At 34.6% G+C, this 22,650-nt stretch carries 28 protein-coding genes; 15 read left to right on the top strand and 13 right to left on the bottom strand.

The annotated features are described in order from the left end of the window. Positions 1 to 28: 28 nt before the first annotated feature. Together ACZZ9T_RS04190 and ACZZ9T_RS04185 are read right to left on the bottom strand one after the other, a co-directional pair. The gene (locus ACZZ9T_RS04190; protein WP_463441044.1) at positions 29 to 517 is read right to left on the bottom strand and encodes a hypothetical protein; all 489 of its coding nucleotides are present in this window, start codon (positions 515 to 517) and stop codon (positions 29 to 31) included. 27 nt (positions 518 to 544) lie between these two features. Continuing rightward, on the bottom strand, positions 545 to 1,429 hold the full coding sequence (locus ACZZ9T_RS04185) for a cupin-like domain-containing protein (protein ID WP_463441043.1): 885 nt from the start codon (positions 1,427 to 1,429) through the stop codon (positions 545 to 547). A gap of 81 nt (positions 1,430 to 1,510) precedes the next feature. Here ACZZ9T_RS04185 and ACZZ9T_RS04180 point away from each other — a divergent pair, with 81 nt between their 5' ends. The 10 genes from ACZZ9T_RS04180 (at position 1,511) to ACZZ9T_RS04135 (ending at position 9,815) form a co-directional block, all read left to right on the top strand. Beyond that, positions 1,511 to 2,392, top strand: a complete 882-nt coding sequence (locus ACZZ9T_RS04180) for a bestrophin family protein (RefSeq protein ID WP_463441042.1) — start codon at positions 1,511 to 1,513, stop codon at positions 2,390 to 2,392. A gap of 58 nt (positions 2,393 to 2,450) precedes the next feature. Continuing rightward, complete coding sequence (locus tag ACZZ9T_RS04175) at positions 2,451 to 2,981, top strand: RNA methyltransferase (RefSeq protein WP_463441041.1); 531 nt, start codon at positions 2,451 to 2,453, stop codon at positions 2,979 to 2,981. A 186-nt stretch (positions 2,982 to 3,167) separates the two neighbouring features. Beyond that, on the top strand, positions 3,168 to 3,818 hold the full coding sequence (locus ACZZ9T_RS04170; protein WP_463430127.1) for a CBS domain-containing protein: 651 nt from the start codon (positions 3,168 to 3,170) through the stop codon (positions 3,816 to 3,818). A 1-nt stretch (position 3,819) separates the two neighbouring features. Further along, positions 3,820 to 4,686 carry an NAD kinase gene (locus tag ACZZ9T_RS04165; protein ID WP_463441040.1) on the top strand — a complete coding sequence of 289 codons (867 nt, stop codon included), beginning with the start codon at positions 3,820 to 3,822 and terminating at the stop codon, positions 4,684 to 4,686. Positions 4,687 to 4,755: 69 nt separating this feature from the next. After that, positions 4,756 to 5,826 carry a class II fructose-bisphosphate aldolase gene (gene fbaA / locus ACZZ9T_RS04160; RefSeq protein WP_463430125.1) on the top strand — a complete coding sequence of 357 codons (1,071 nt, stop codon included), beginning with the start codon at positions 4,756 to 4,758 and terminating at the stop codon, positions 5,824 to 5,826. Positions 5,827 to 5,903: 77 nt separating this feature from the next. After that, complete coding sequence (accD, locus tag ACZZ9T_RS04155) at positions 5,904 to 6,758, top strand: acetyl-CoA carboxylase, carboxyltransferase subunit beta (protein WP_463441039.1); 855 nt, start codon at positions 5,904 to 5,906, stop codon at positions 6,756 to 6,758. Positions 6,759 to 6,851: 93 nt separating this feature from the next. Continuing rightward, positions 6,852 to 7,325 (top strand): DUF6973 domain-containing protein, encoded by a 474-nt coding sequence (locus ACZZ9T_RS04150; protein ID WP_463441038.1) that lies wholly within the window; start codon positions 6,852 to 6,854, stop codon positions 7,323 to 7,325. Positions 7,326 to 7,412: 87 nt separating this feature from the next. Next, complete coding sequence (locus ACZZ9T_RS04145; RefSeq protein WP_463441037.1) at positions 7,413 to 8,816, top strand: nucleoside recognition domain-containing protein; 1,404 nt, start codon at positions 7,413 to 7,415, stop codon at positions 8,814 to 8,816. Positions 8,817 to 8,954: 138 nt separating this feature from the next. Beyond that, positions 8,955 to 9,371 carry a hypothetical protein gene (locus tag ACZZ9T_RS04140; RefSeq protein ID WP_463441036.1) on the top strand — a complete coding sequence of 139 codons (417 nt, stop codon included), beginning with the start codon at positions 8,955 to 8,957 and terminating at the stop codon, positions 9,369 to 9,371. A gap of 51 nt (positions 9,372 to 9,422) precedes the next feature. Then, entirely contained in the window at positions 9,423 to 9,815 is a 393-nt protein-coding gene (locus ACZZ9T_RS04135; protein ID WP_463441035.1) for a hypothetical protein, read from the top strand. A 13-nt stretch (positions 9,816 to 9,828) separates the two neighbouring features. On the opposite strand, the gene ACZZ9T_RS04130 is transcribed toward ACZZ9T_RS04135, so the two are convergent. From ACZZ9T_RS04130 to ACZZ9T_RS04115, 4 genes are all read right to left on the bottom strand, one after another. Continuing rightward, positions 9,829 to 10,710, bottom strand: coding sequence for a ferric siderophore ABC transporter substrate-binding protein (locus ACZZ9T_RS04130; RefSeq protein WP_463441034.1), 882 nt, complete (start codon positions 10,708 to 10,710; stop codon positions 9,829 to 9,831). A gap of 6 nt (positions 10,711 to 10,716) precedes the next feature. Then, a complete protein-coding gene (locus tag ACZZ9T_RS04125) occupies positions 10,717 to 11,112 on the bottom strand; it encodes an ExbD/TolR family protein (RefSeq protein ID WP_463430118.1) in 396 nt (131 codons plus the stop codon). A gap of 10 nt (positions 11,113 to 11,122) precedes the next feature. Next, positions 11,123 to 11,827: a MotA/TolQ/ExbB proton channel family protein gene (locus ACZZ9T_RS04120; RefSeq protein WP_463430117.1), complete on the bottom strand. Its 705-nt coding sequence runs from the start codon at positions 11,825 to 11,827 to the stop codon at positions 11,123 to 11,125. Positions 11,828 to 11,996: 169 nt separating this feature from the next. Beyond that, the gene (locus ACZZ9T_RS04115; RefSeq protein WP_463430116.1) at positions 11,997 to 12,458 is read right to left on the bottom strand and encodes a hypothetical protein; all 462 of its coding nucleotides are present in this window, start codon (positions 12,456 to 12,458) and stop codon (positions 11,997 to 11,999) included. A gap of 167 nt (positions 12,459 to 12,625) precedes the next feature. On the opposite strand from ACZZ9T_RS04115, the gene ACZZ9T_RS04110 reads away from it, so the two are divergent. The 3 genes from ACZZ9T_RS04110 to ACZZ9T_RS04100 all read left to right on the top strand — a co-directional run bounded on the left by ACZZ9T_RS04110 (position 12,626) and on the right by ACZZ9T_RS04100 (position 15,854). After that, positions 12,626 to 14,422 carry a DUF885 domain-containing protein gene (locus ACZZ9T_RS04110; protein ID WP_463441033.1) on the top strand — a complete coding sequence of 599 codons (1,797 nt, stop codon included), beginning with the start codon at positions 12,626 to 12,628 and terminating at the stop codon, positions 14,420 to 14,422. A gap of 77 nt (positions 14,423 to 14,499) precedes the next feature. Continuing rightward, positions 14,500 to 15,402 carry a DUF6438 domain-containing protein gene (locus ACZZ9T_RS04105; RefSeq protein WP_463441032.1) on the top strand — a complete coding sequence of 301 codons (903 nt, stop codon included), beginning with the start codon at positions 14,500 to 14,502 and terminating at the stop codon, positions 15,400 to 15,402. Positions 15,403 to 15,404: 2 nt separating this feature from the next. After that, a complete protein-coding gene (locus ACZZ9T_RS04100) occupies positions 15,405 to 15,854 on the top strand; it encodes a DinB family protein (RefSeq protein WP_463442979.1) in 450 nt (149 codons plus the stop codon). 73 nt (positions 15,855 to 15,927) lie between these two features. Here the strand turns inward: ACZZ9T_RS04100 and ACZZ9T_RS04095 are convergent, their stop codons facing one another. Continuing rightward, positions 15,928 to 16,548, bottom strand: coding sequence for an endonuclease III domain-containing protein (locus tag ACZZ9T_RS04095; RefSeq protein ID WP_463441031.1), 621 nt, complete (start codon positions 16,546 to 16,548; stop codon positions 15,928 to 15,930). Between the two features lie 33 nt (positions 16,549 to 16,581). On the opposite strand from ACZZ9T_RS04095, the gene bcp reads away from it, so the two are divergent. Then, complete coding sequence (bcp, locus tag ACZZ9T_RS04090) at positions 16,582 to 17,031, top strand: thioredoxin-dependent thiol peroxidase (RefSeq protein WP_463441030.1); 450 nt, start codon at positions 16,582 to 16,584, stop codon at positions 17,029 to 17,031. A 35-nt stretch (positions 17,032 to 17,066) separates the two neighbouring features. Here the strand turns inward: bcp and ACZZ9T_RS04085 are convergent, their stop codons facing one another. The 6 genes from ACZZ9T_RS04085 to ACZZ9T_RS04060 are packed head-to-tail and all read right to left on the bottom strand — an operon-like array spanning position 17,067 to position 21,290. Then, a complete protein-coding gene (locus tag ACZZ9T_RS04085) occupies positions 17,067 to 17,606 on the bottom strand; it encodes a GNAT family N-acetyltransferase (protein ID WP_463441029.1) in 540 nt (179 codons plus the stop codon). Continuing rightward, on the bottom strand, positions 17,569 to 18,033 hold the full coding sequence (locus tag ACZZ9T_RS04080) for a hypothetical protein (RefSeq protein ID WP_463441028.1): 465 nt from the start codon (positions 18,031 to 18,033) through the stop codon (positions 17,569 to 17,571). Before ACZZ9T_RS04080 ends, ACZZ9T_RS04085 begins: the two co-directional genes overlap by 38 nt. Then, positions 18,008 to 18,238: a hypothetical protein gene (locus tag ACZZ9T_RS04075; protein WP_463441027.1), complete on the bottom strand. Its 231-nt coding sequence runs from the start codon at positions 18,236 to 18,238 to the stop codon at positions 18,008 to 18,010. The genes ACZZ9T_RS04080 and ACZZ9T_RS04075 overlap by 26 nt, the downstream gene beginning before the upstream one ends. Positions 18,239 to 18,272: 34 nt before the next feature. Continuing rightward, positions 18,273 to 19,355: a mannose-1-phosphate guanylyltransferase gene (locus ACZZ9T_RS04070; RefSeq protein WP_463441026.1), complete on the bottom strand. Its 1,083-nt coding sequence runs from the start codon at positions 19,353 to 19,355 to the stop codon at positions 18,273 to 18,275. A 2-nt stretch (positions 19,356 to 19,357) separates the two neighbouring features. Next, on the bottom strand, positions 19,358 to 19,948 hold the full coding sequence (locus tag ACZZ9T_RS04065) for a SprT-like domain-containing protein (protein WP_463441025.1): 591 nt from the start codon (positions 19,946 to 19,948) through the stop codon (positions 19,358 to 19,360). Position 19,949: 1 nt separating this feature from the next. After that, entirely contained in the window at positions 19,950 to 21,290 is a 1,341-nt protein-coding gene (locus ACZZ9T_RS04060; RefSeq protein WP_463441024.1) for a TolC family protein, read from the bottom strand. Positions 21,291 to 21,387: 97 nt separating this feature from the next. Here ACZZ9T_RS04060 and ACZZ9T_RS04055 point away from each other — a divergent pair, with 97 nt between their 5' ends. Then, a complete protein-coding gene (locus ACZZ9T_RS04055) occupies positions 21,388 to 22,632 on the top strand; it encodes a bifunctional folylpolyglutamate synthase/dihydrofolate synthase (protein WP_463441023.1) in 1,245 nt (414 codons plus the stop codon). Positions 22,633 to 22,650 lie beyond the last annotated feature (18 nt).

Below are 22,650 nucleotides of genomic sequence, written 5' to 3'. Positions count from 1 at the left end.
CTAATAAATCTTGTCTAAACATACGATTTTACAATGCAACGATTTGTAAATTACTTTCTACTACCTGAACTTTGGTTTTATATTCAGTTTCATTTACAATTTCATAAAGATCAATAATTAATTCGGCTTCCTCTTCTAAAGTAATTATTACTTTAGTTGCTAATTGACGGTTGGTTTCCAGATTATTAATCATCATTCGCATGATTTCTAAGCTAAATTTATCATCAACAAACTGAAATTCTTCAAAAACAAAAAGACAGTTGTTTTCGGCAATCCAATCAATATGAAAGTCAAAAATTTGGTTATTATTATATTTCCCTTTTGTTTCGTAGAATGGGGAAAAAAGTTTTTTAGCTTGAACAAAATTTAGATAATCAGAAAGTGTTTTTATTGATTTGAGGAATCTAAAAAGTTCAAGATTACTATTTTCAAGAATTTGGTTGAGACTTTTTTGTCTTTCCTTTTCCGTTTTTCCAACAATTAAAATGTATTTCTGAAAAGTAAATTTTTTATCCATTTTTTTGTAGTAGCTAAAACTAATACTTTAAATCTTCTCTTTTTTACTACAATGTCTCTCCAAAGCTTCCGTCGCTTTCTCATAAGCCCATTTCTGCTTGTAATCAACCCATTGAGCTTTAAATAGTTTTCGCAAAATCTTATCGGTGTATCTCATAATGAAAACATGATACAGCATATTGGCAAAAACTTTAGGTTTATTGGGCAAGGCTCTTAATGACATTGAAAAGCCTGGTTCTAAATATCTGTTGAAATGCCAAAAAGCTCCGGGAATAAAAAGTGCATCGCCGTGTTCCATGAAAATCTCAATGCCTTTTGCGTATTTCAGAGCCGGAAACTTCTCATAATCCGGATTTTCATAATCGATATCGTAAACCGTGTGAACCGACAGCGGAACTTTATATAAAAACTTCGACTGTTTCTGGTCAAACAGTAAAATTCTTTTTTTTCCTTCGAAATGAAAGTGCATGAAATCTCCCAAATCGACATCGTAATGCATTAAAACATGTGCCTCACTTCCTCCGAAAAATAAAGTCGGAAGTCTCTTGAAAAACTTAATTCCCAAATCAGGATAGGTGAAATTCTTCAGTAATTCAGGAAGACGGTCTGTGATGATGTAAAAGAAAATTCTGAGATCCGAAGGTTGAGATTTTATCGTGTCGATGTAATCTTTCATTTTCATCTTTGCAACTGGTGCATCAGAACTTTTTTTGGAGTCTGCAGGTTTGTTATCATAAAGTGGAACTTCCTGTTCGCCAGCTTTTTCTTTGATAAAATCAAAATTCCATTTGTCGAAAGCTTCCCAGCGGCTTGCATAATTTTTGATCAGAAGCGGTCTCTGTTTTTTGAAGTAATTTTCCTGAAAATCTTCTTTACTGATATTACTGACAACATCTACGTTTTCGAGAATCATGGGTTTATAATTTAATGCGAAATAAAAATAGTGTTTTTTTGAAGTTTATAAAAATTTATCTTTGCAATACAGACATTAACCATGAGGGTTTACAATACCAAACATTTTCTTACCATACTTGTCAGCTTACACAAAAGCGACACATTAAAAATCTTGTTCCCTACAATGGTTTTGATGGGGATGTATTCTTACGGAATTCAATATCTGGAAATTGAATATCTGCATTTGACGGCAAAATCTAAAGTCAGCAATGTTGGGATCATCCATTCTTTACTGGGTTTTGTTTTGTCTTTGCTGCTGGTTTTCAGAACAAATACTGCTTATGACAGATGGTGGGAAGGCAGAAAACTTTGGGGAAAACTGGTAAATGACACCCGAAATTTTGCGGTTAAAATCAATACGATATTGGCTGATGACAGACGTTCTGCAGATCAGATTGCCCGCTACTTAAAATATTATCCTCATTTTTTAGCCAAACATCTTTCTCAGGAATCTACCAGACTTGCCCTAGACGAAGATTATTCTGAAATTGAAAAATCACTGAAGCAGCACGGACCAACTGATTTGGTCATTCTTTTGACACATAAATTGTATCAATTAAAAAAGCTGGGGAAAATATCTGATACGGAAATGCTTTATTTAGACACACAGATATCAGGTTTTCTGGATGTATGCGGGGGTTGTGAAAGAATTAAAAACACGCCCATTCCCTACTCATATTCTTCATTTATAAAGAAGTTTATCATTTTGTATGTTTTGGCTTTGCCCATTGCTTATGTAATTAATCTCGGACTGTTTATGATTCCATTAACGGTTTTTGTATATTATGTGCTCATGAGTTTAGAATTGATTGCTGAGGAAATTGAAGATCCTTTTAATAATGATGAAAACGACATCCCGATGGAAGCGATTGCTCAGAATATTGAGAAAAATGTACATCAGATAATGAGCGATAAAAAATAAAGTTGAAATCCATTCGTAAAGAAGAATTCGTAAATTATAATTAGAAATAAAAATTATTTTGGTAAATAAATTAAAGCTGGAAGAACTCAACAGAATTGATGTAGAAACGTTTAAAAAAGTGGAGAAAATTCCGTTGGTGGTTGTTTTGGATAATATAAGAAGTATGCATAATGTAGGGGCAACTTTCAGAACGGCAGATGCATTTTTGGTGGAAAAAATTATTTTGTGCGGGATAACACCTCAGCCGCCACACCGTGAAATTCACAAAGCGGCTTTAGGTGCAACAGAAAGTGTTGATTGGTCACATGAATCTGATATTAATGTCACCATCAGTGATTTAAAAAGCCAGGGGTTTGAAGTTGTGGGAATCGAACAAACCAACAACAGTCAAATGATCACTGATTTTAAAATTAACAGCTCAAAAAAATATGCCGTGATTTTAGGCAATGAAGTAGAAGGAATAAGTGATGAAGCGTTGCAGAATATTGATTCATTTATCGAAATTCCGCAGCTCGGGACCAAGCATTCTCTGAATGTAAGTGTATGCGGGGGAATTGTGATGTGGGAGTTTGCAAAAGCCCTAAAATAAAAAAACTGCGGCTGTCTGAAAAGACAGTGCAGTTTGAAATAAATCTAATAAAAAGTAAAAATGAAAGGCGACAAAGATAATTGAATATCTTTTATCAACAAAATTTTTTTTCTACTTTTTATTTTTTTTGAAAAAAACCCAATATTTTACAGGAAGGTTTCGTTTAAAATTTTATAAATTAGCACAATGTTTATCAAGGACTATATCTCAAAAGATTTTCCGTGTTTTCATCTGACTGACTCTATCGAATCAGCTAGAGAAACCCTAGAAGCATTTGGATATACCCATATTTTCATTAAAAAATCACATCATTTTTACGGAGCCATTGCCAAAGACTTCCTTTATGAAGCGGAAGGAAGTTTGAAAAACCTTGAGCATCAAATCGAACGATTTGCAATTTTGGAAGATAATAATATCATGGACAGCATCCGTTTGTTTTATACATTCAATGCCAATGTGATTCCGGTGATTAATAAAAATGAAAAATATTTGGGATACATTTGTTGTGATGATGTTTTTCAGAACTTTTCAAAATATCCCCTGTTTTCAGAAACCGGTGCAATCCTTACTATAGAAACTCCGGCAAGAAAATATTCGATGACGGAAATTGCAAATATTGTCGAAAGCAATAATTCTAAGTTCTACGGAGGTTTCATCAGCTTTATGTCAGACGAAGTAATTCATATCACGATTAAAATCAGCAATGAAAATCTAGCTTCAATAGATGCTACTTTTGACCGTTATGATTACAGAATTGTAGAAAAATATTATTCTGACGAGAAAACAGATCTTTTCAAAGACCGTTTAGGTTTTTTACAAAAATTTATCGAAATATAATATGAAGGCAGCCATATATTCTCAGAAAAAAGATCTTGATACTTTTTTATATTTAAGCAAATTTATTTCTGAATTGGAAAGCAGAGGCGTAAAATCTGTTTTATTCAACGAAATGGCTGACGCTCTTCAGTTTTCTAAAATTTTCGAAACTTTTGGCAACAAACAGGATCTTATCGACAAAGAAATTGATCTTTTCTTCACTTTCGGTGGGGACGGAACGATTGTAAACTCATTAACTTTCATTGAAGACCTCGAGATTCCTGTTGTAGGTGTCAATACCGGAAGACTGGGATTTCTGGCAAGCTTTACCAAAGAAGAAGCTTTTAAAGAATTGGATTCTATTTTAAAAGGTGATGTAAAAACCAGTCGCCGTTCTGTAATAGAAGTCGTTTCTCCAAAATCTGACGAATTTTTTCCATACGCTTTAAATGATGTAACAATTTCAAGAAAAGAAACCACCTCAATGGTGACGGTAGATTCTTACATCAATAATGAATTTCTGAATGTTTTCTGGGGAGATGGTGTAATCGTTTCTACACCTACAGGTTCTACCGCATATTCACTAAGTTGTGGCGGACCGATCATTTCTCCAAATAACGAAAACTTTGTCATTACTCCCATCGCACCGCATAATTTGAATGTGAGACCTTTGGTTGTGAACGATAAAGTAGAAATTAAATTTAAAGTAGAAAGCAGAGTTCCACAATATTCTCTCTCTTTAGATTCGAGATTGATACACATTGAAACTGATAAAGAAATTGTGATCAGAAGGGCGAGTTTTCAGCTGTTACTCGTTCAGCCAAACAATTTAAGCTTCTACGAAACCATCCGCCAAAAGCTACTTTGGGGACGAGATAAAAGAAATTAGTAATTTCTCAAAATTGATTATCTTTACAAGAATTTTCAAAAAAAATCCTAATATAATAATAAAGTAAACATGAGCAGAATTTTCCCGGCAGGAGTTGCCACAGGTCAGTTAGTTACAGATATTTTTCAGTATGCTAAAGAAAACAAATTTGCATTGCCTGCAGTGAACGTTATCGGTTCTAGCAACGTAAACGCAGTAATGGAAACTGCCGCAAAATTAAATTCACCTGTAATCATTCAGTTTTCTAACGGTGGAGCATCTTTCAACGCAGGAAAAGGACTAAGCAATGACGCTCAGAAATCAGCTATTTTAGGTGGTATCGCAGGAGCAAAACACATTCATACCCTTGCTGAAGCTTACGGAGCAACAGTAATTTTACATACCGATCACGCTGCAAAAAAATTATTGCCCTGGATCGACGGTTTGATGGACGCTAACGAAGAATTCTTCAAGCAAACAGGAAAATCTCTTTACTCTTCTCACATGCTTGATCTTTCTGAAGAATCTTTGGAAGAAAACTTAGAAATTTCTTCTCAATATTTCGAAAGAATGGCAAAACTTCAGATGACTTTGGAAGTAGAAATAGGAGTAACCGGTGGTGAAGAGGATGGTGTTGACAACTCTGACGTCGATAATTCTAAATTATACACTCAGCCGGAAGACATTGCTTATACCTACGAAAAACTGAAAGCAATCTCTGACAACTTTACCATCGCAGCAGCTTTTGGAAATGTGCACGGAGTTTACAAACCAGGAAATGTGGTTCTTACCCCAAAAATCTTAGATAATTCTCAGAAATTTGTTCAGGAGAAATTCGGAACTGTTGACAAGCCTGTTAATTTCGTATTTCACGGTGGTTCTGGTTCTACTTTAGAAGAAATCAGAGAGGCAATTGATTACGGAGTGGTTAAAATGAATATTGATACCGACCTTCAATTTGCTTACACAGAAGGTATCAGGGATTATATGGTAGAGAATGTAGAATATCTGAGAACTCAAATCGGAAATCCTGAAGGTGAAGAAAAACCAAACAAAAAATTCTATGACCCAAGAGGTTGGATCAGAAAAGGAGAAGAGACTTTCTCTAAAAGATTGGTTAGAGCATTTGAGGATTTAAATAACGTAAATACGCTTAAATAAATTATAAATTTTGGATTATAGATTTTAAATTAATTTTTTAATCTATAATTCAAAATCTAAAATCTAAAATTTCATAAATGGCATTCGACTGGTTTAAAAGAAAAGCACAAAATATTACCACTTCTACAGACGACAAAAAAGATGTGCCGAAAGGACTTTGGCATCAGACACCGTCAGGAAAGGTTGTGGAACACGAAGAACTGAAGAAGAACAATTATGTTTCTCCTGAAGACGGATTTCATGTAAGAATCGGAAGTGCCGAGTTTTTCAGTATTCTTTTTGACGAAGCAACATTCACAGAATTAGATGCGAATGTAGAAAGCATAGATATGCTTCAGTTTAAAGATACAAAATCTTACACAGACCGTCTGAAAGAAGTAAAAGCCAAAACAAAGCTTACGGATTCTATCAGAAATGCAGTAGGTACGGTAAACGGAACCGAAATGGTAGTTTCTTGTATGGATTTTGCCTTTATCGGAGGATCTTTAGGTTCGGTGATGGGTGAGAAAATCAGAAGAGCGGTAGATTACTGTATCGAAAAAAGACTTCCTTACATGATTATCTGTCAGTCTGGCGGTGCAAGAATGCAGGAGGCAACCTATTCTCTGATGCAGTTGGCAAAAGTGCAATCAAAGTTAGCGCAACTTTCGGAAGCCGGACTTTTGTACATTGCTTACCTTTGTGACCCGACTTTTGGTGGAATTACCGCATCTTTTGCAATGACTGCAGACATCATTATGGCTGAGCCAAAAGCATTGATAGGCTTTGCAGGACCAAGAGTTATCCGTGAAACCATTGGAAGAGATTTGCCGGAAGGTTTCCAGACCTCAGAATTTCTTCAGGAAAAAGGTTTTGTAGATTTCATTGTAAAAAGAACTGAGATTAAAGAAATTGTTTCAAAAACAGTTAATTTACTGACAGTAAAGGCTTAAAACTTAAATAAAAATTATATAGTCTCTCTCTTTTTTGGGAGAGATTTTTATTTTATGAGGACTTTCAGAGTAATTTTCAACACCATCAAAAGCATGAGTTTTAAGAAAATTCTTAAACTCCTGTCCGCTGTTTTACCGCACCCGTTATTTTCATTATTAAGTTTTTATGCTACAATAAAAGCTTTTACGATTGCACAAAATTTATATCCAAAAACGGCATCTAATAATGGTGAAGGAAATGCCTTCAGACATTCACTTTGGTGTTGTCTTATCATGATGTACTGCAGTAAAATTTCTTCGCCTGAAAAGGCTTTAGTTTTCTGCAAAAAAATTACAGATTTGCATGAAGAATTATTTCCCAACGAACCTTTAGAAACTAAAATGGATCTCCATAATAACAAAATAGGTATGGATTATTTCATGGAACTTTTACCGGGAATTCACCGCCAGTTTTTTGAGAAAAACTTTTTTATTGAAGAACTTCAAAAGAAAACTTCCAACGCAAGAGTTTTGAAAAGTTTGGATGATGATTTTGAGGGAGAATTGGTTTATTTGGATGAGAAATAGTCAATTTTTTTTTCCAATTAATTATATTTCATCACTTTTTGTAATCTGAAGTTTTTTTAACTAAGTTTAAACAATTAATTTAAATAAATGGTTCTCAGCAGAATTTGGTCGGCTTTCATTATCATTGCCATTGCTATTGCAAGTATAAAATACATTTCGTCGAGTCATTACAAAACCATTTTCAACGATATGGTTGTGGGAAAAGGTGGCGATACGGTACAGGTTGCTACCCAAAATATCAGTGCGCTTTCTCCCATTGTAAGAGACAGCCTGATGAAGAAAAATGATTTTGCAGACAGCAGAATTCATTATAAAACCGATTCTCTGAAACAAAACGTTCAGGTTTATCGGGTACAGGAAGCAGACGGTGTTATCGGAACTTCTGAAACGGCAGTGAAAATATGTATTGGACTGATCGGAATCATGACGCTTTTCATGGGATTCATGAGTATTGCAGAAAAAGCCGGCGGAATTAATCTTTTGAGCCGACTGATACAACCCTTCTTTTCAAAATTATTCCCTGAAATTCCCAAAAACCATCCCGCTTTCGGTCACATGCTGATGAACTTTAGCGCCAATCTTTTAGGTTTAGATAATGCAGCCACTCCGTTTGGTCTAAAAGCGATGGAAAGTTTACAGACATTAAATCCCAATAAAGATACCGCAAGCAATTCGCAAATCATGTTTCTCTGTCTTCACGCAGGTGGAATGACTTTGATTCCGGTTTCTATTATTGCGATCAGAGCTTCGATGGGATCAAAAACACCAACTGATATTTTCCTTCCATGTATGATCGCAACATTTGCAGCGACTTTAGCGGCAATGATTTTCGTTTCATTATATCAAAAAATAAATCTATTGAAACCCGTTGTTCTTGCTTATGTTGGTGGGATTTCAGCATTAATTGCGCTTCTGGTCGTTTATTTAGTTCAATTGAGCAAAAATGAATTGGATGATTTCAGCAAGGTTTTAAGCAACGGTTTGATTTTATTTATTTTTATTGCGATTGTTCTTGGGGCAGTTTACAAAAAAATCAATGTTTTTGATGCTTTTATTGAAGGCGCCAAAGAAGGTTTCTGGACTTGTGTAAAGATTATCCCATATTTAGTAGGAATGCTGATTGCTATTTCACTTTTAAGAACTTCAGGAGTTTTTGATGTCATTATCGATGGGATGAAATGGGTTGCCTATGCTACCAATCTCGACGCAAGATTTGTTGACGGACTTCCGACTGCCTTAATCAAACCTTTATCCGGCTCCGGAGCGAGAGGAATGATGGTTGATACGATGGCAACTTTCGGAGCAGACAGTTTTCAGGGGAAATTAGCAGCTGTTCTTCAGGGAAGCTCAGATACGACGTTTTATGTGATTGCAGTTTACTTTGGAGCAGTAGCCGTAAAGAATACGAGATACACCGTTGTTGCAATGCTTTTGGCTGATTTGGTGGGTGTGATTACTGCAATTGGATTGGCGTATTTGTTTTTTGCTTAAATGAAAAGAATATTTATAATCTTAACCGTTTTTTTATTATTGATTGGTTGTAAAAAGTATCAATCAAACTCTGAAGTAACTTCTAATGTCATTAAGCATAAAAATCACAAAGATTATATTGATTTTAAATATGATAAAGTGATTGCTTTTGCAAGTGTAAACCCCATGGATTATTATGGAGATGATTTTAATAAAAAGATTGATGTAAAAAAATTCAAAGATACCATTAGCAAAACATTAAATTTAAGCCAATTAAGAAGGCTCGATTATATTCTTAGTGGAAGAAATAATGATAAAATAGATTCAGTAAAGGGTGTTGCAGATTGTTTTTACCCAAGACACAATATAATTTTTATTAAAAAAGAAAAAATAATCAATCATATTGCAGTTTGCTTTGAATGCGACCAGATTAAAAGCAGTAAAAGTACCTCTCCAAATATGGAAGATTTAGAATATTTCTTTAATTCTATTGATTTGAAAGTATTTTACAACCCTTTAGAACATAAACAGTATTATGATTCAATTGTACACATCAATAAAAACAAGCTTTATTAATTATTATCTGTTTTTTACCCTAATCAAAATCCATAAACTTTAAATCTAATTATGATTACCGATAAAGAATTCACATTAAGACTCATCCGTCAGCTAACTCAAGCATTAGAAAAACTGATATTAGACAAGCCCGAAGAAAGTCTGATGCAGAAGGAACTCGATTTTGATTCTTTAATGAAAGATATTTTTAAAATTGATTTTAAAGAGCTTTCAGCAAAACCTAAGGAAGAGATTATTGAAACTGTTAAAGAAAGGCAGGAAAGAGACCACAAAGATTATTATGAAATGCTCGGAAATCTTTTCTATTACAACGGGAAAGTATTAAACAACAGTGACTTTTTAGACAAAGCAAAAACCTTCTATGAGCTTTATTTACAAACAAGCGGAATTTTTGCCCTTCCCATTATCAACAGAATCAACGAAATAAAAAAAGCACTTGAATAAAGTGCTTTTGTATTTAGAATGTTATGCTATAGCTTCCGGTGGAAGAAACGCTGGCCTTTTCGGCCTTTACATATTTTTTTACCCAACTTATAGAAGTTGATACTACACAAGGATCTGAAACTCCGCCTGATCTTCTCGCAGATGAGACATTTCCAGCTTTATCAACGGTGTAAGAAATCGTGATTGAGCCACTTGCAGAACAACTGTGGCTTGGCTGTGCCCCTCCTCTACCCATCGTTCCGGGAATATAGCCAACTAATCTTCTGTCGATTCCTACTTTACTGTCACCGTTTCCGTCGCCGCCTAAAGGATCTCCGTTGTTACCTATTCCGTCGCCTGTTCCCTGGCTTCCTGCTTTTGTTCCACGACCTTTTATCAAATTTCCGATTGCTGCGGTTCCTTTTCCATCACCGTTTCCTGTTTTTGAATTGGCGGTTGTGGCAGAACTTTTAGCCTTCGTTTTTGTAGTAGAAGTTGCTGTTGATTTCTTATTTGTTTTTGAATCTTCCTTTTTAGGAGCGGTAACTTTAGAATTATTTCCGGTAATGATTTTATCTTTTAGCTCAGTTTTCTTTGTTTCAGCTTTAGGTTCCGGTGTAATGACCGTTTTTGATTCTGAAACCATATTTTCTACAGGTTCAGGAGCGTTTTCTTCGGCTTTTGCAGCCAAACTACCTTCCTGATTGGCTGGTTCATCAATTCCTGCTCCATTTCTGTTATCACCAAAGTTTACAAGCATCGTAGTCACCACTTCAGTTTCTTTGGGACGCTCGGTAGGTTTCATTTTATAGATGAAAACGAACAACAGAATCGCAGACCAAATTAGTGCAGAAAGTACAGCACTCTTTAGTTTGTCTCTTTTTTCTTCTTCTCTATTAATGGTATAACCTCTCATTTTCATTTATTCTTTTACCGTTGCAATGGCAATATTTAACTTATGCTTTTCTGCGATTTCCATCAAGAAAACGACGTCTTTATGCATTGTACTTTCGTCTGCTCTTATGGTAAATGATTTTGCAGACTTACTCTGAAGATCAGACACAATCGTTTGCTCTACCAATTCTCTCGCAATGGGTTTGTCATCTACGTAATAGGAGCCGTCAGGTTTTACACTGACCGTCATAGGATTCGGGATATTGTCTTCTATGCTTCCCGTCTGTGGAAGTTTGACGTCAATCGCACTTTGATTTGCTGCCGAAGATGTAATCATAAAAAAGATCAGCATCAGCAAAATAACGTCTGTCATTGCTGCTAAACTGAATTCCGGATGCGCTTTATTTCTTCTCTGAATTTTCATATTGTGAATATTACAAAGGTTTATTAATAAGATCTAAAAATTCTCCCGAAACATTTTGTGTTCTCAAAACGAACTTATCAATTCTCGTCAACAAAATATTGTAAAAAAAGTTTGCCGGAATTGCTACTGCCAAACCAACAGCAGTTTGTCCCAATGCGGTATAAATACCTTCTGACAATGTTTTCGGGGAAAATGCTCCTTCTGCATGAGATAGATCAAAGAATGCGATGATCATCCCTATTACTGTTCCCAAAAGTCCCAACATTGGTGCGATACTGGGTACAACAGCTAATAAATTCAGATTTTTTTCCATATTGGCAACCTCGATTTGAGCCTGAGATTCCATTGCACTTACGATATCCGAAACCGGTCTTCCCAATCTTGAAATTCCTTTTTCTAAAATCCTTGATTCCGGAGAGTTTTGTGTTTTACAATAATCAGCCGCCGCATCTATTTTTCCATCTCTAATGAAATCTTCAATATTATTCATAAAATTTGAATCTGTTTTTGTCGTCATTCTTCTGATGTAGAAAAATCTCTCAAAAAAAAGATAGACAGAGAAAACACCTAATGCCAAAACGGTTGCCATTACTATTTTAGCAAAAGCACCACCATGAAAGAGGATGTCCCAAAATGAAAATTCAAGTTTATCAGCGACTACATTGGGTGCAGCAACCTGTGCAAATAAAATCTGAGTAAGTTCCGTTAACAGCATGAATTTGATTATTTATAATGGTTTGAACGACAAAAATAAAGGAATATTATTAATTCGTATCTTAAAATAAGCTTAAATATGGACTTGAAATAAACATTATGCCCAAAAACAGCAAATTTCTTTCCAAAAATATATTGAAAAGAAATTTAAAAGTTTATTTTGAAGAAGATTAGTCTTCGTCTACGATAATTTCGTCGGGAGTAAACTCACATTTAAGCCTGAAGGGAAGCGGCTCGTCTGATCCTGTATAAAAATCATCAATATTTCCTTTCCAGACTACCTGAAGTTCGCCTTCCTCATTTTTATCAAACAAAAGCTCGTTATCATAAATGAACGCATCTTCATCATCAAAAAGATCAACTATGGTGTAAATCTCCTCTGCAGAATCGTTAATCTTTAAAGATTTGCCTTCAATTTCTGGAGAATCTATCGGAAAATCATTAACCTGAAGCAGGAGCTGAGGAAAATTATATTGAAGCGAATCGTCATCTACATGATCGAGACCATCATCCGTAATGATTTCAACTTCCAAAAAATGTTCCTGATTACTATAAACAGCCTTGCAGTAAGTGCTTTTTATATTGTACTTCAATGTTTCGTCCGGATGGTAAATTTTTAAAATCCCTTTCATTATTTCTTAAAAAAGAACTGTAATAGTATGATAGCTCAATGATTTAGGCAAAGATAAAAAATTGTATGAATGTTTAAAATATTTTCAAAATTATTTTTTATAAATAGCCATTCTTCAAATCTATCCTGTGCTAATAATCTCTATTTTTGTGTTTTAAATATTTCACAATGAAAAATATCATATCAAAAGCTGTATTAGGATTAGGTTTGGTCATAAGTCTGGCTTCCTGTAAAAAAACGGACTCACCTTTAACAAAGATTACACCTACCAGTCTCGATTCTATTGCCGCCAATTATTATGAACAATATCTGAAATTATATCCTTTAGAAGCCACTTCGCAAGGAGATTTGAGATACAATGATCAATTGCCGATTAATATTGACAAAGATTTTATTTCTGGTGAAATTGCTTTTTACAAATCTGTACAAAACCAGCTGGAAAATGTGAATTACAAAAACCTTTCAGATGATGACAAGGTTGTTTATGATGTTTTAGACTATAGTTTAAAAGATAAAATAGAGGCGTATGTTTATCATCCGGAGTATATTCCTTTCAGTCAGTTTTCAGGTTTACCCCTGAATTTTCCTTTGTACGGAAGCGGACAGGGAAGTCAGCCTTTCAATACCGAAAAAGATTACGAAGACTGGTTAAAAAGAATGGAGAAGTTCCCGGAATGGATGAATGCAGCTACAGATAATTTCCGTGAAGGAATGACCAATAAAATTGTTCTTCCGAGAAAATTGGTTCTGAAAATGATCCCTCAGATGAAAGCTGAAGAAATTATCACTTCAGACTTTGATAAAAATATTTTTTCCGGACCTGTAAAAAATTTCCCGAAAGATTTTACTTCTGAGCAGAAAGAGAAATTTACTAAACTTTATAAAGACGCTGTTGCTAAAAACATTATCCCCGCATACACAAAAATGGGAGAATTTTTAGAGAAAGAATATTTGCCAAAATCCAGAGAAACTGATGGTTACAATGGCATACCGAAAGGAAACAACATTTATACTTATTATGTAAAAAGCTGGACCACCACAAACAAAACACCTGAAGAAATCAACAAAATCGGACAACAGCAAGTTGCGATGCTTCGTGCTGAAATGGAAAAAGTAAAACAGCAAGTAGGTTTTACCGGAACACTGGAAGAGTTTATTACTTCTGTAAAAGCTGATCCGAAAGCAATGCCGTACAAAACCTCAAAAGAAGTATTAGCGGGTTTTAATGGAATTTTAGCGAAAATAACTCCGAAGTTAAAAACTATGTTCAGCGTGACACCAAAAACTAAATTTGAAATCAGGCAGACCGAAAAATTCAGAGAAGCAAGTGCAAGTGCGGAATACATTCAGGGAACTCCTGATGGAAAAAGACCCGGAATTTTCTACATGCCACTTCCCGACCCTTCAAAATTCAACGTTACTTCCGGAATGGAATCTCTTTTCTTACACGAGGCCATTCCTGGTCATCATTATCAGGTTTCTCTGCAGCAGGAAAACACGAAACTTCCGAAGTTCATGAGGTTTGGCTGGTTTGGAGCTTATGGTGAAGGTTGGGCACATTATTGTGAGACTTTAGGACCAGAATTCGGTTTGTATACAGACCCTTATCAAAAAATGGGGTATTTAAGCGACCAAATGTTGAGAGCCGTCCGTTTGGTTGTTGATACCGGAATTCACACCGGAAAAATGACCCGGGAAGAAGCCATTACTTATTTTCTGAGCAACATTGCCTATGACGAAGCCGGAGCAACTGCAGAAGTGGAAAGATACATGGCAATGCCCGGACAAGCTTTAGGATACAAAATCGGTTCGTTGAGAATTCGAGAACTGAGAGAACAATATCAGAAACAGCTCGGAAACAAGTTTAGTTTAGCAAAGTTTCATGATGAGCTTTTAAGTCAGGGTTGTCTTCCGCTGGATGTTTTGAACAGGAAGATGGAGCTTTGGGCGAAGAAGCAGAAATAAGTTTTAAAAAAATTTAAAAATCCAGAATTTTTACGAAGCAGTTTATTAATTGCTTCGTTTTTTTTATTTTTATAAACATGAAAAAAAAATTTTATTTACTCATTTTCTGCTTTTACTTGTCAATGTTTTACAGCCAAGATAGTAAGGTATTTAACAAAATCGATTCGCTAAACTCAGCAAAAGATGTTCAGGAATTTCTTAATAATGAGAAAAATAAAATAAATTATTATTTAGACGTTGAAGATAAAATTGATTATGATCGTTATTGCGCACTAATTGCTGATAGTCTTAATATAAAACAAAACTGGGGAAAAGCAGATTTTGACAATAATGGACTGACAGATCTTTTGGTAACCGGAAAGATTTCAGAAGGATCGAAAACAATATATATTTTAGATAAGGGAGATCATTTTGAATCTAAAAATCTGAGTAAAGGGAAGCTTTATGAGCAATGCTCATTTTCCCTATTGAAAGATAATAAAATAGAATACCATAGTGTCAAAATACTTAATCGTTACGGATTTATAAAAAGATTAACCGAAAACCTTGTTTACAAGTTTGGTGAGTTTATTGAAGAAAATAAAGTCCCTAAAAGACACAATATTTTACAAATACAATTTGAAAATTCAGGCTCACATTGGAATAAGTTCGTTTTAAAAATAGAAATTGTTTCCAACAGAGACGTAACATGGATTAGTAGAAATGATGGGTTTTTGACATCTGGGGTTTACACAGCAAAACTTTCGAAGGAAAAATATAAAGAAATTGTAGATTTACTAAATTATATTGATTTTAAAAATTTAGCATATGAATATGAAGTCGGTTATTCTGATGCTCCAACCACTTATCTTACAATCACTTATGATAATTTAAAAACCAAAAATATCAGAGATAATGGCGGCATGGGAACTCGAGGACTACAAAAGCTTTATGATATGTTAAATGATTTGAAAGGAAATCAAAAATGGACAAAACTATAAAAATGCTCACAGAATCTTTACAATCCCTTTACACAAGAGATTTAAACAAATTAAAAACAGAAATAGAATCTTACCAAAACGAAGAAGCACTGTGGAAAATTGATAAAGACATTTTGAATTCTGCAGGAAATTTATCGCTTCATCTAGTTGGAAATCTTAATCATTTTTTCGGAGCAATATTGGGAAATTCAGGATATGTAAGAAATCGTGAACAGGAATTTTCATTAAAAAACATCCCAAGAACTGAATTGATTCAACACATTGAAGAAACTTTAAATGTTGTTATTTCAACACTTCATCAACTTTCTGAAGAAGATTTGGCGAAAGATTATCCTCTTGAGCCTTTAGGATATAAAATGACTACAGAATATTTTTTGATTCATTTGTTTGGGCATTTAAGTTATCATTTGGGGCAGATTAACTATCATAGAAGGTTATTGGATATTCTTTAACCACCCCGTCAAAAATTCTTTGAATTTTCGCCACCCCTCCAAAGGAGGGGAATTCTGCAACTATCAATAGCCTTTACTTTTCAAACAACATTTTCGTAATAAAATCTCTCTCCTGGCTTCCTCTAGCAGGAGAATATTCTCTTCCATAGAAAATAATCTGAAGGTGAAGTTTATTCCAAACTTCTTCCTTCCAAATATTTTTGGCGTCTTTTTCAGTTTCTACAACGTTTTTTCCTGAAGTCAATTTCCATTGAATCATTAGACGGTGAATATGTGTATCGACAGGAAATGCAGGGAATCCAAACGCCTGACTCATCACTACTGAAGCGGTTTTGTGACCCACTCCGGGCAAAGCTTCCAATTCTTCGTAGGTTTGAGGAACAATTCCGTTGTGTTTCTCCAAAAGAAGCTCTGCCATTCTTTTCAGATTTTTAGCTTTGGTGTTGGATAGTCCTATTTCTTTGATGAGTTCCTTAATCTCATGAACTTCAAGCTGAGCCATTTTTTCAGGATTTCCTGCAACCTTAAAAAGCTTCGGGGTTACCTGGTTTACTTTTTTATCGGTCGTCTGTGCAGAAAGGGCGACAGCAACCATTAAAGTGAACGCATCTGTGTGTTCCAAAGGAATGGGAACGGTAGGATATAATTTCTCTAATTCTGTCTGAACAAGCTCGGCTCTTTGTTTTTTTGTCATGTAACCCTTAAATTTGAGCAAAAATAAATTATTATGTTGAAAGTAGGAGACAAATTGCCGAGTTTTGAAGGAACCAATCAAGATGGAGAACTTGTAAATTCGGGAAAATTAATAGGAAAGAAATTAGTTATTTTCTTTTATCCACAAGCAAATACTCCGACGTGCACCATTGAAGCTTGTAACCTCAGCGATAATTATTCTCAACTGGAAAAAGCAGGCTTTCAGCTATTGGGAATCAGCGGTGATTCGGTGAAAAAACAAAAGAATTTTCACGACAAATTTGCTTTTCCTTATGATCTTTTGGCTGATAAAAACCGTGATATTATAGAAACATTTGGGGTTTGGCAGGAAAAGAAAACATTTGGAAAAACCTATATGGGAATCGTACGAACTACTTTTATTTTCGACGAAAAAGGAATCTGCATTCGGGTAATTGAAAAAGTGACATCAAAAACTGCGGCCGAACAGATTCTGGAAGGATAGTTTTTGGTCTGTTATTCTGACGAAAAATTATAAATTTATTCGGTTTCGTAATACATCAATTCTTCATCTTCGTTGGGAAGCGTGATGTATTTTTGGAATTTTAAACCTAATTTTTCAATTAATTTTTGAGAAGAGAAATTATCTTTTGAGGTGATGGCTGAGATTTTATTTAATCCAAATTCATCCATTCCGATAGATTTTACTTTTTGTGCAGCTTCAAACATATATCCTTTTCCTTCAAATCTTTCCAAAACAGAAAAACCGATGTCTACAATATCTAAACCTTCCCTTTCAAAAATTCCTACTCCGCCTATTTTTAAATTTCCATCTTTTAGAGCAATCAGATAATTTCCGAAACCTGATTTTTCAAACTGCGGAAGAAATTTAGCTTTAATGTAATTTTCGGCATCAGAAATAGAATTGATGTTACGGTTGCCAATAAATTTAATAAAACTTGGCATATTGTAAAGCTCCAGAATAAGATCAGCATCATCCAAAGACATCGGACGAATGATCAATCTTTCTGTTTCGTAGATCTTATTTTCTTTTTTTGACAGGCTTTTTCTTTGGCTCATCTTTCGGTTCTTCTTTCTTTTCGATTTTTAAAAGTCGCGGATTGTTGGCGCACTTTTTTGTATACAGCTCAATATAAGTTCCGTTGTCTTTTATATTTGAAATAACACCGGTAGATTTGTTGACCGTCAATGTAAAATGAGTTTTCTGATAAGGACATTCTTGTGAGGTTACTTTCCCTAAATCAAGATAATAGTTGGTTTTATCTTCGTAATAATTAGCGGCAACATCTACAAACTGCTCATCAATCATATATCCATCCAAAACTGCTGATAAAGCAGCCTCTTCAGGATTGTTTATTCTTCCAATAAAATTTTTCAGATCCTTTGTTTCTGTGATATAGTTTATTTTTCCTGCGCTTGAATAGGCTATATAATAAAAACTGTCTTCAGACGGACTGATATTAAATCCAGAAAAACTGTGGAACATAATCTTTCTTGTTACCGGAATTTCTCACTTCTCTGTTTTTCCCATAGCTGTTTTGAACCAATACCCAGAAATCAATTTTGTCATCAGGAATTATTCTTGCTAAAACCCCTTCAACACTAGAGAATTTCTTTTTAGTCTGAGAAAATACTGTGATACTCAAAAGGAGAAAAACAGATAAAAAAATACGGTATTGAAATCGTTTCATAACTGGAACTGTGGCAGAAACCGTGCCATCAAATTTACATAAATTTATCTCCTTTCTTTAAACTTTTCAGGTCTAAAACATATTCTTTAATCAGCTGATCATGTTCTCTCGGACAAATCAGAAGAACTTTCTCTGTATCTACAACGATATAATCTTTCAGACCATCGATCACGATCGCCTTTGTATTGTTTTTCACGTGAATGATATTGCCTTGTGAATCATATGTCAAAACATTTTTAATGTTGACAGCGTTGTCATCATTATCTCTTTCACTGTTTTCAAAAACTGAAGTCCACGTTCCCAGATCGCTCCATCCCAAATCGGCAGGAATTACATACACATTCTTGGCTTTTTCTAAAATCCCGTTATCGATTGATATTTTTTGAACCTTTGGGTAAATGAGTTCTATACAGTTTTGTTCGCTATCAGCATTGTATTCGCAGGCAGTGAAGTGCTGCGTCATTTCAGGAAGGTACATTTCAAATGCCTGATGAATCGTTTTTGCATTCCATATAAAAATACCTGCATTCCATAAAAAATCTCCGCTTTCCAAAAAGATTTTTGCCAATTCAAGAATCGGTTTCTCTGTAAAAGTCTTTACTTTATAATAGTCTGAATCTTTATTATCTACATACTGAATGTAGCCGTAGCCGGTATCTGGCCTTGTGGGAGTGATACCTAATGTGATCAAATAATCATTCTCAGAAGCAATACTGAAGGCCAATCCTACTTTTTCTAAAAAAATTTCTTCTTTCAGGATTAAATGGTCTGCCGGCAAAACAATCATCGTAGCATCAGGATTATGCTCTGTTATCTTATTTGCCATATAAAGATTACAGGCTGCGGTGTTTTTCATTAATGGCTCACCCACAATATTTTCTTCGGGTATTTCCGGTAATTGCTGATGAGAGAGATCCACGTATTCTTTATTGGTAATGACAAATATATTTTCGTTGGGGATTATCTTGCTTATTCTGTCATAAGTCTGCTGAATCATCGTGCGACCCGTTCCTAAAATATCCTGAAATTGTTTTGGAAATTTCTGTGTGCTTAAAGGCCAGAACCTGCTACCGATTCCTCCCGCCATAATGACACAGTATTTATCTGATTTTGACATTTTTAACTACATTTTTTCACTCTCGCTAAAGGCTTAAAAGAATATTTTTTACCGGTAGCCTGATTTACACAAAGATAGTTTTTTTTAATCAGACCTTCCAATAAATACTTTTCACCCCGGTATATGAAGTACTCTCCTTTTGTCATTTTCTCAACATATATTTCACCATCTTCCTGATTTTCAATATGAAAATATTTTACCAAATCCGGGCTTGCCATGAAATTTGCTTTCGGCGACTTTGAAAATTTAATAATGATCGGTTTTAGATCATCTTCATAAACCTCCAGACTTTCCAATAGCATAAGTCTGAATGTATGCTTCCATTCGTTTCCATGGGGAGAAATTCTTCGTCCGAATTTTTCAAAAGCAATTAAATGCGCCAACTCATGAGTCAAAACAAAGAAAAAAAGTTGTGGCGCTAAGGTAGAATTGATCGTAATCTCATGAGAAAGATCTCTGAGTTTCCTGTAATCTCCAAGCTTAGAATTTCGGTTTCTGGTTACCTTTATATGAATAGAATGATCTGAAAACCATCTTCTTAAATAGGGAAGTGTATTTTGTGGTAAATATTTTTCTAAAGACTGAATAGACATTTTACAAACTTAACGGAATTCCTCCATAGAAATTCAATAATTTTAAGCTGAAAAGATAATTATATTTTGCCTGTTCTACAGAACCTTGTGCATTCGCATAGTTGTTTCTGGCAATATTCAAATCATAAATTGTTCCTCTGCCCGCCACATAGCTTTTATCTGCAAAATCCATTGCCAGTTTCGTGCTTTTTTCTGCCTCAACAGCAGCGAGATACACTTCGTAGTTAGAATCAACATCAAATTGTGCTTTCTGCACATTCTGTTTTACCACCTGTTTTTGCTGGTCTAAAGAATTCTTGGCAATACTTTCATTAATTTTTGACTGCTCGACCTGAAGTTTTGTAATTCCTTTATTAAAAATCGGAATGTTTACTGAAACTCCGCCCTGCTGACCAAAATTATCTTTGTATTGACTGAAGAATGTTTTTTCGTTTATGTAAAATAATTCGTTTCCTACATTATTGGTATTCAATAAATTATTATAAAAACTTCCGATTCCTACGCTTGCAGTAACGGTTGGCCAGAATGCCGTACGTGTGACTTCAGTTTGAGCCAAAGCAGATTTTATCCTGCTTTCTGCGGCCTTTATCTGCGGCTGGCTTTCGTAAGCAGTATTTAAAACATCATCTACAGAAATCAATTGCGGGCTTAATTGCTCGCCAATTTCCACATTTTCAACATCAAAATTTTTATAATCTTGTAATTGTAAAAGTTGAGCCAATGCAAACAAACTTCTACCAACATTGATCTCAGCGGTTTTTAGATTTTGCTTTTCTCTCGCCCATGCTGCTTCTGCTTCTGCAACAATTGTCTGAGCTGTTGTCCCAACTTCTGTGGTAATTTTTGCTCTGTCAAACTGTTTCTTAGCATTTTCAGTAGCACTTTGTGCAATTTTTACGATTTCTTTATTGAGTAAAGTGGTCAAATATTGCTGAGCGATCTGAAGAGAAATGTCATTTTTAATTGTTTCAATATCATACTGACTTGCTTCTACATCAAACTGTGTTTTTCTCACGGTTTTTTCAAGCCTTCCGTTGTTGTAAAGCAAAACATCCGCTGAAAGGTTCGCGTTATTACTGAATCTGTCATTCCTGATACTTCCCGTTCCTAAAGAAGCCTGCCCGAAACTCACACTATTTCCTATATTTCCTGAAACGGAAGGGAGATAATTATTTTGAGCAATTTTAAGATTAACATCCTGAATTTGTTTTGAATATTGATTTTGGATCACCTGAAGATTGTGCTCTACTGCATAATCAACACATTCTCTCAAAGACCATTTTTTCTGGGCGCTTAAACCCAGACCAGACAATCCTAAAATAATCATCAAAACTTTTTTCATATTAGCTTTTTCTCCATTAGACGAAGAGAATGTAAAAAAGTTACAGTTTTGAAAAATTATTGTTTCATTTTAATGAAAGTTTTGGGAATTTTGCATCATGACAAACGAAGAATACCAAAAAGCCGTTAATTGGCTTTTCGTTCAGGCTCCCAATTACCAGACAGATGGAGAGAAAGCATATAAACCGGGACTTGATAATATTATCAAACTCTGTAATTTTTTTGGTAATCCACAGGAGAAAATAAAGTGCATTCATATCGGTGGAACCAATGGAAAAGGTTCTACAAGCAATATGTTGGCTTCAGTACTTCAGGAATCCGGTTATACTGTTGGTTTGTACAACTCACCTCATTTGATTGATTTTACTGAAAGAATTAAAATAAATGGCGAAAATTGCGATAAAGAATTTGTATTTGAGTTTATACAAAAGTTAAAAACTCTCCCGAAAGATATTTTACCCTCGTTTTTTGAGTTTACAACCATCATGGCTTTTGAATATTTTTATCAGAAAAAAGTTGATTATGCCATCATTGAAGTTGGTCTTGGCGGAAGATTAGACTCTACCAATATTATTAAACCTTTAGTTTCTGCGATAACCAATGTTCAACTCGATCATCAGAACATTTTAGGAGAAACCATTGAAGAAATTGCATTTGAAAAAGCCGGAATTATTAAACCGAATGTTCCGATCATTTTCGGAGATGATAATACAGTGGTAAAGCATATTATTAAAGCTAAAGCCGAAAAAGAAAAAACCACTTTCATTGATGCAACTTTAATAAAATCTGATTTAAAATCTGATTTAAAAGGAATTTATCAAGAAAAAAACATCCGTGCTGTTTTGGCTTTAGTCGATGAGCTAAAAAAGTTAGATTTAAAAATCTCCGATGAAAATTTAGAAAAAGGATTGTTAAATGTTCATCAAAATACAGGATTCATCGGTCGTTGGTTTGAATTTTCACAAAATCCGCTGACTATTTGTGATACGGCGCACAATCAAGCGGGTTTAGAATCTGTTTTTTCTCAGCTCAATTCAATTCCAAAACACAAACATATTGTTTTAGGGTTCGTTAATGACAAAAAAATTGATGACGTTATGGCGTTACTTCCTAAAAATTCTGAGTTCTATTTTGCTAAACCATCCAACAACAGAGGTCGTCATCCTGATGAATATGAAGATTTACTGATCAGCGCAAATATTATTTATAAAATTTTCGACTCTGTACAGCAAGCCTATCTTTCTGCAAAACAACAAGCTACACAAGAAGAAATGATTTTTATTGGCGGAAGTAATTTTGTTGTAGGAGAATTTTTAGAAAAAAACTTGATTGATAAAGAATAAGTGTGTATATTTGCACCA

This window comes from Chryseobacterium sp. AC417 (genome assembly GCF_979258215.1).
This window is presented reverse-complemented; position numbering and strand designations above follow the sequence as displayed.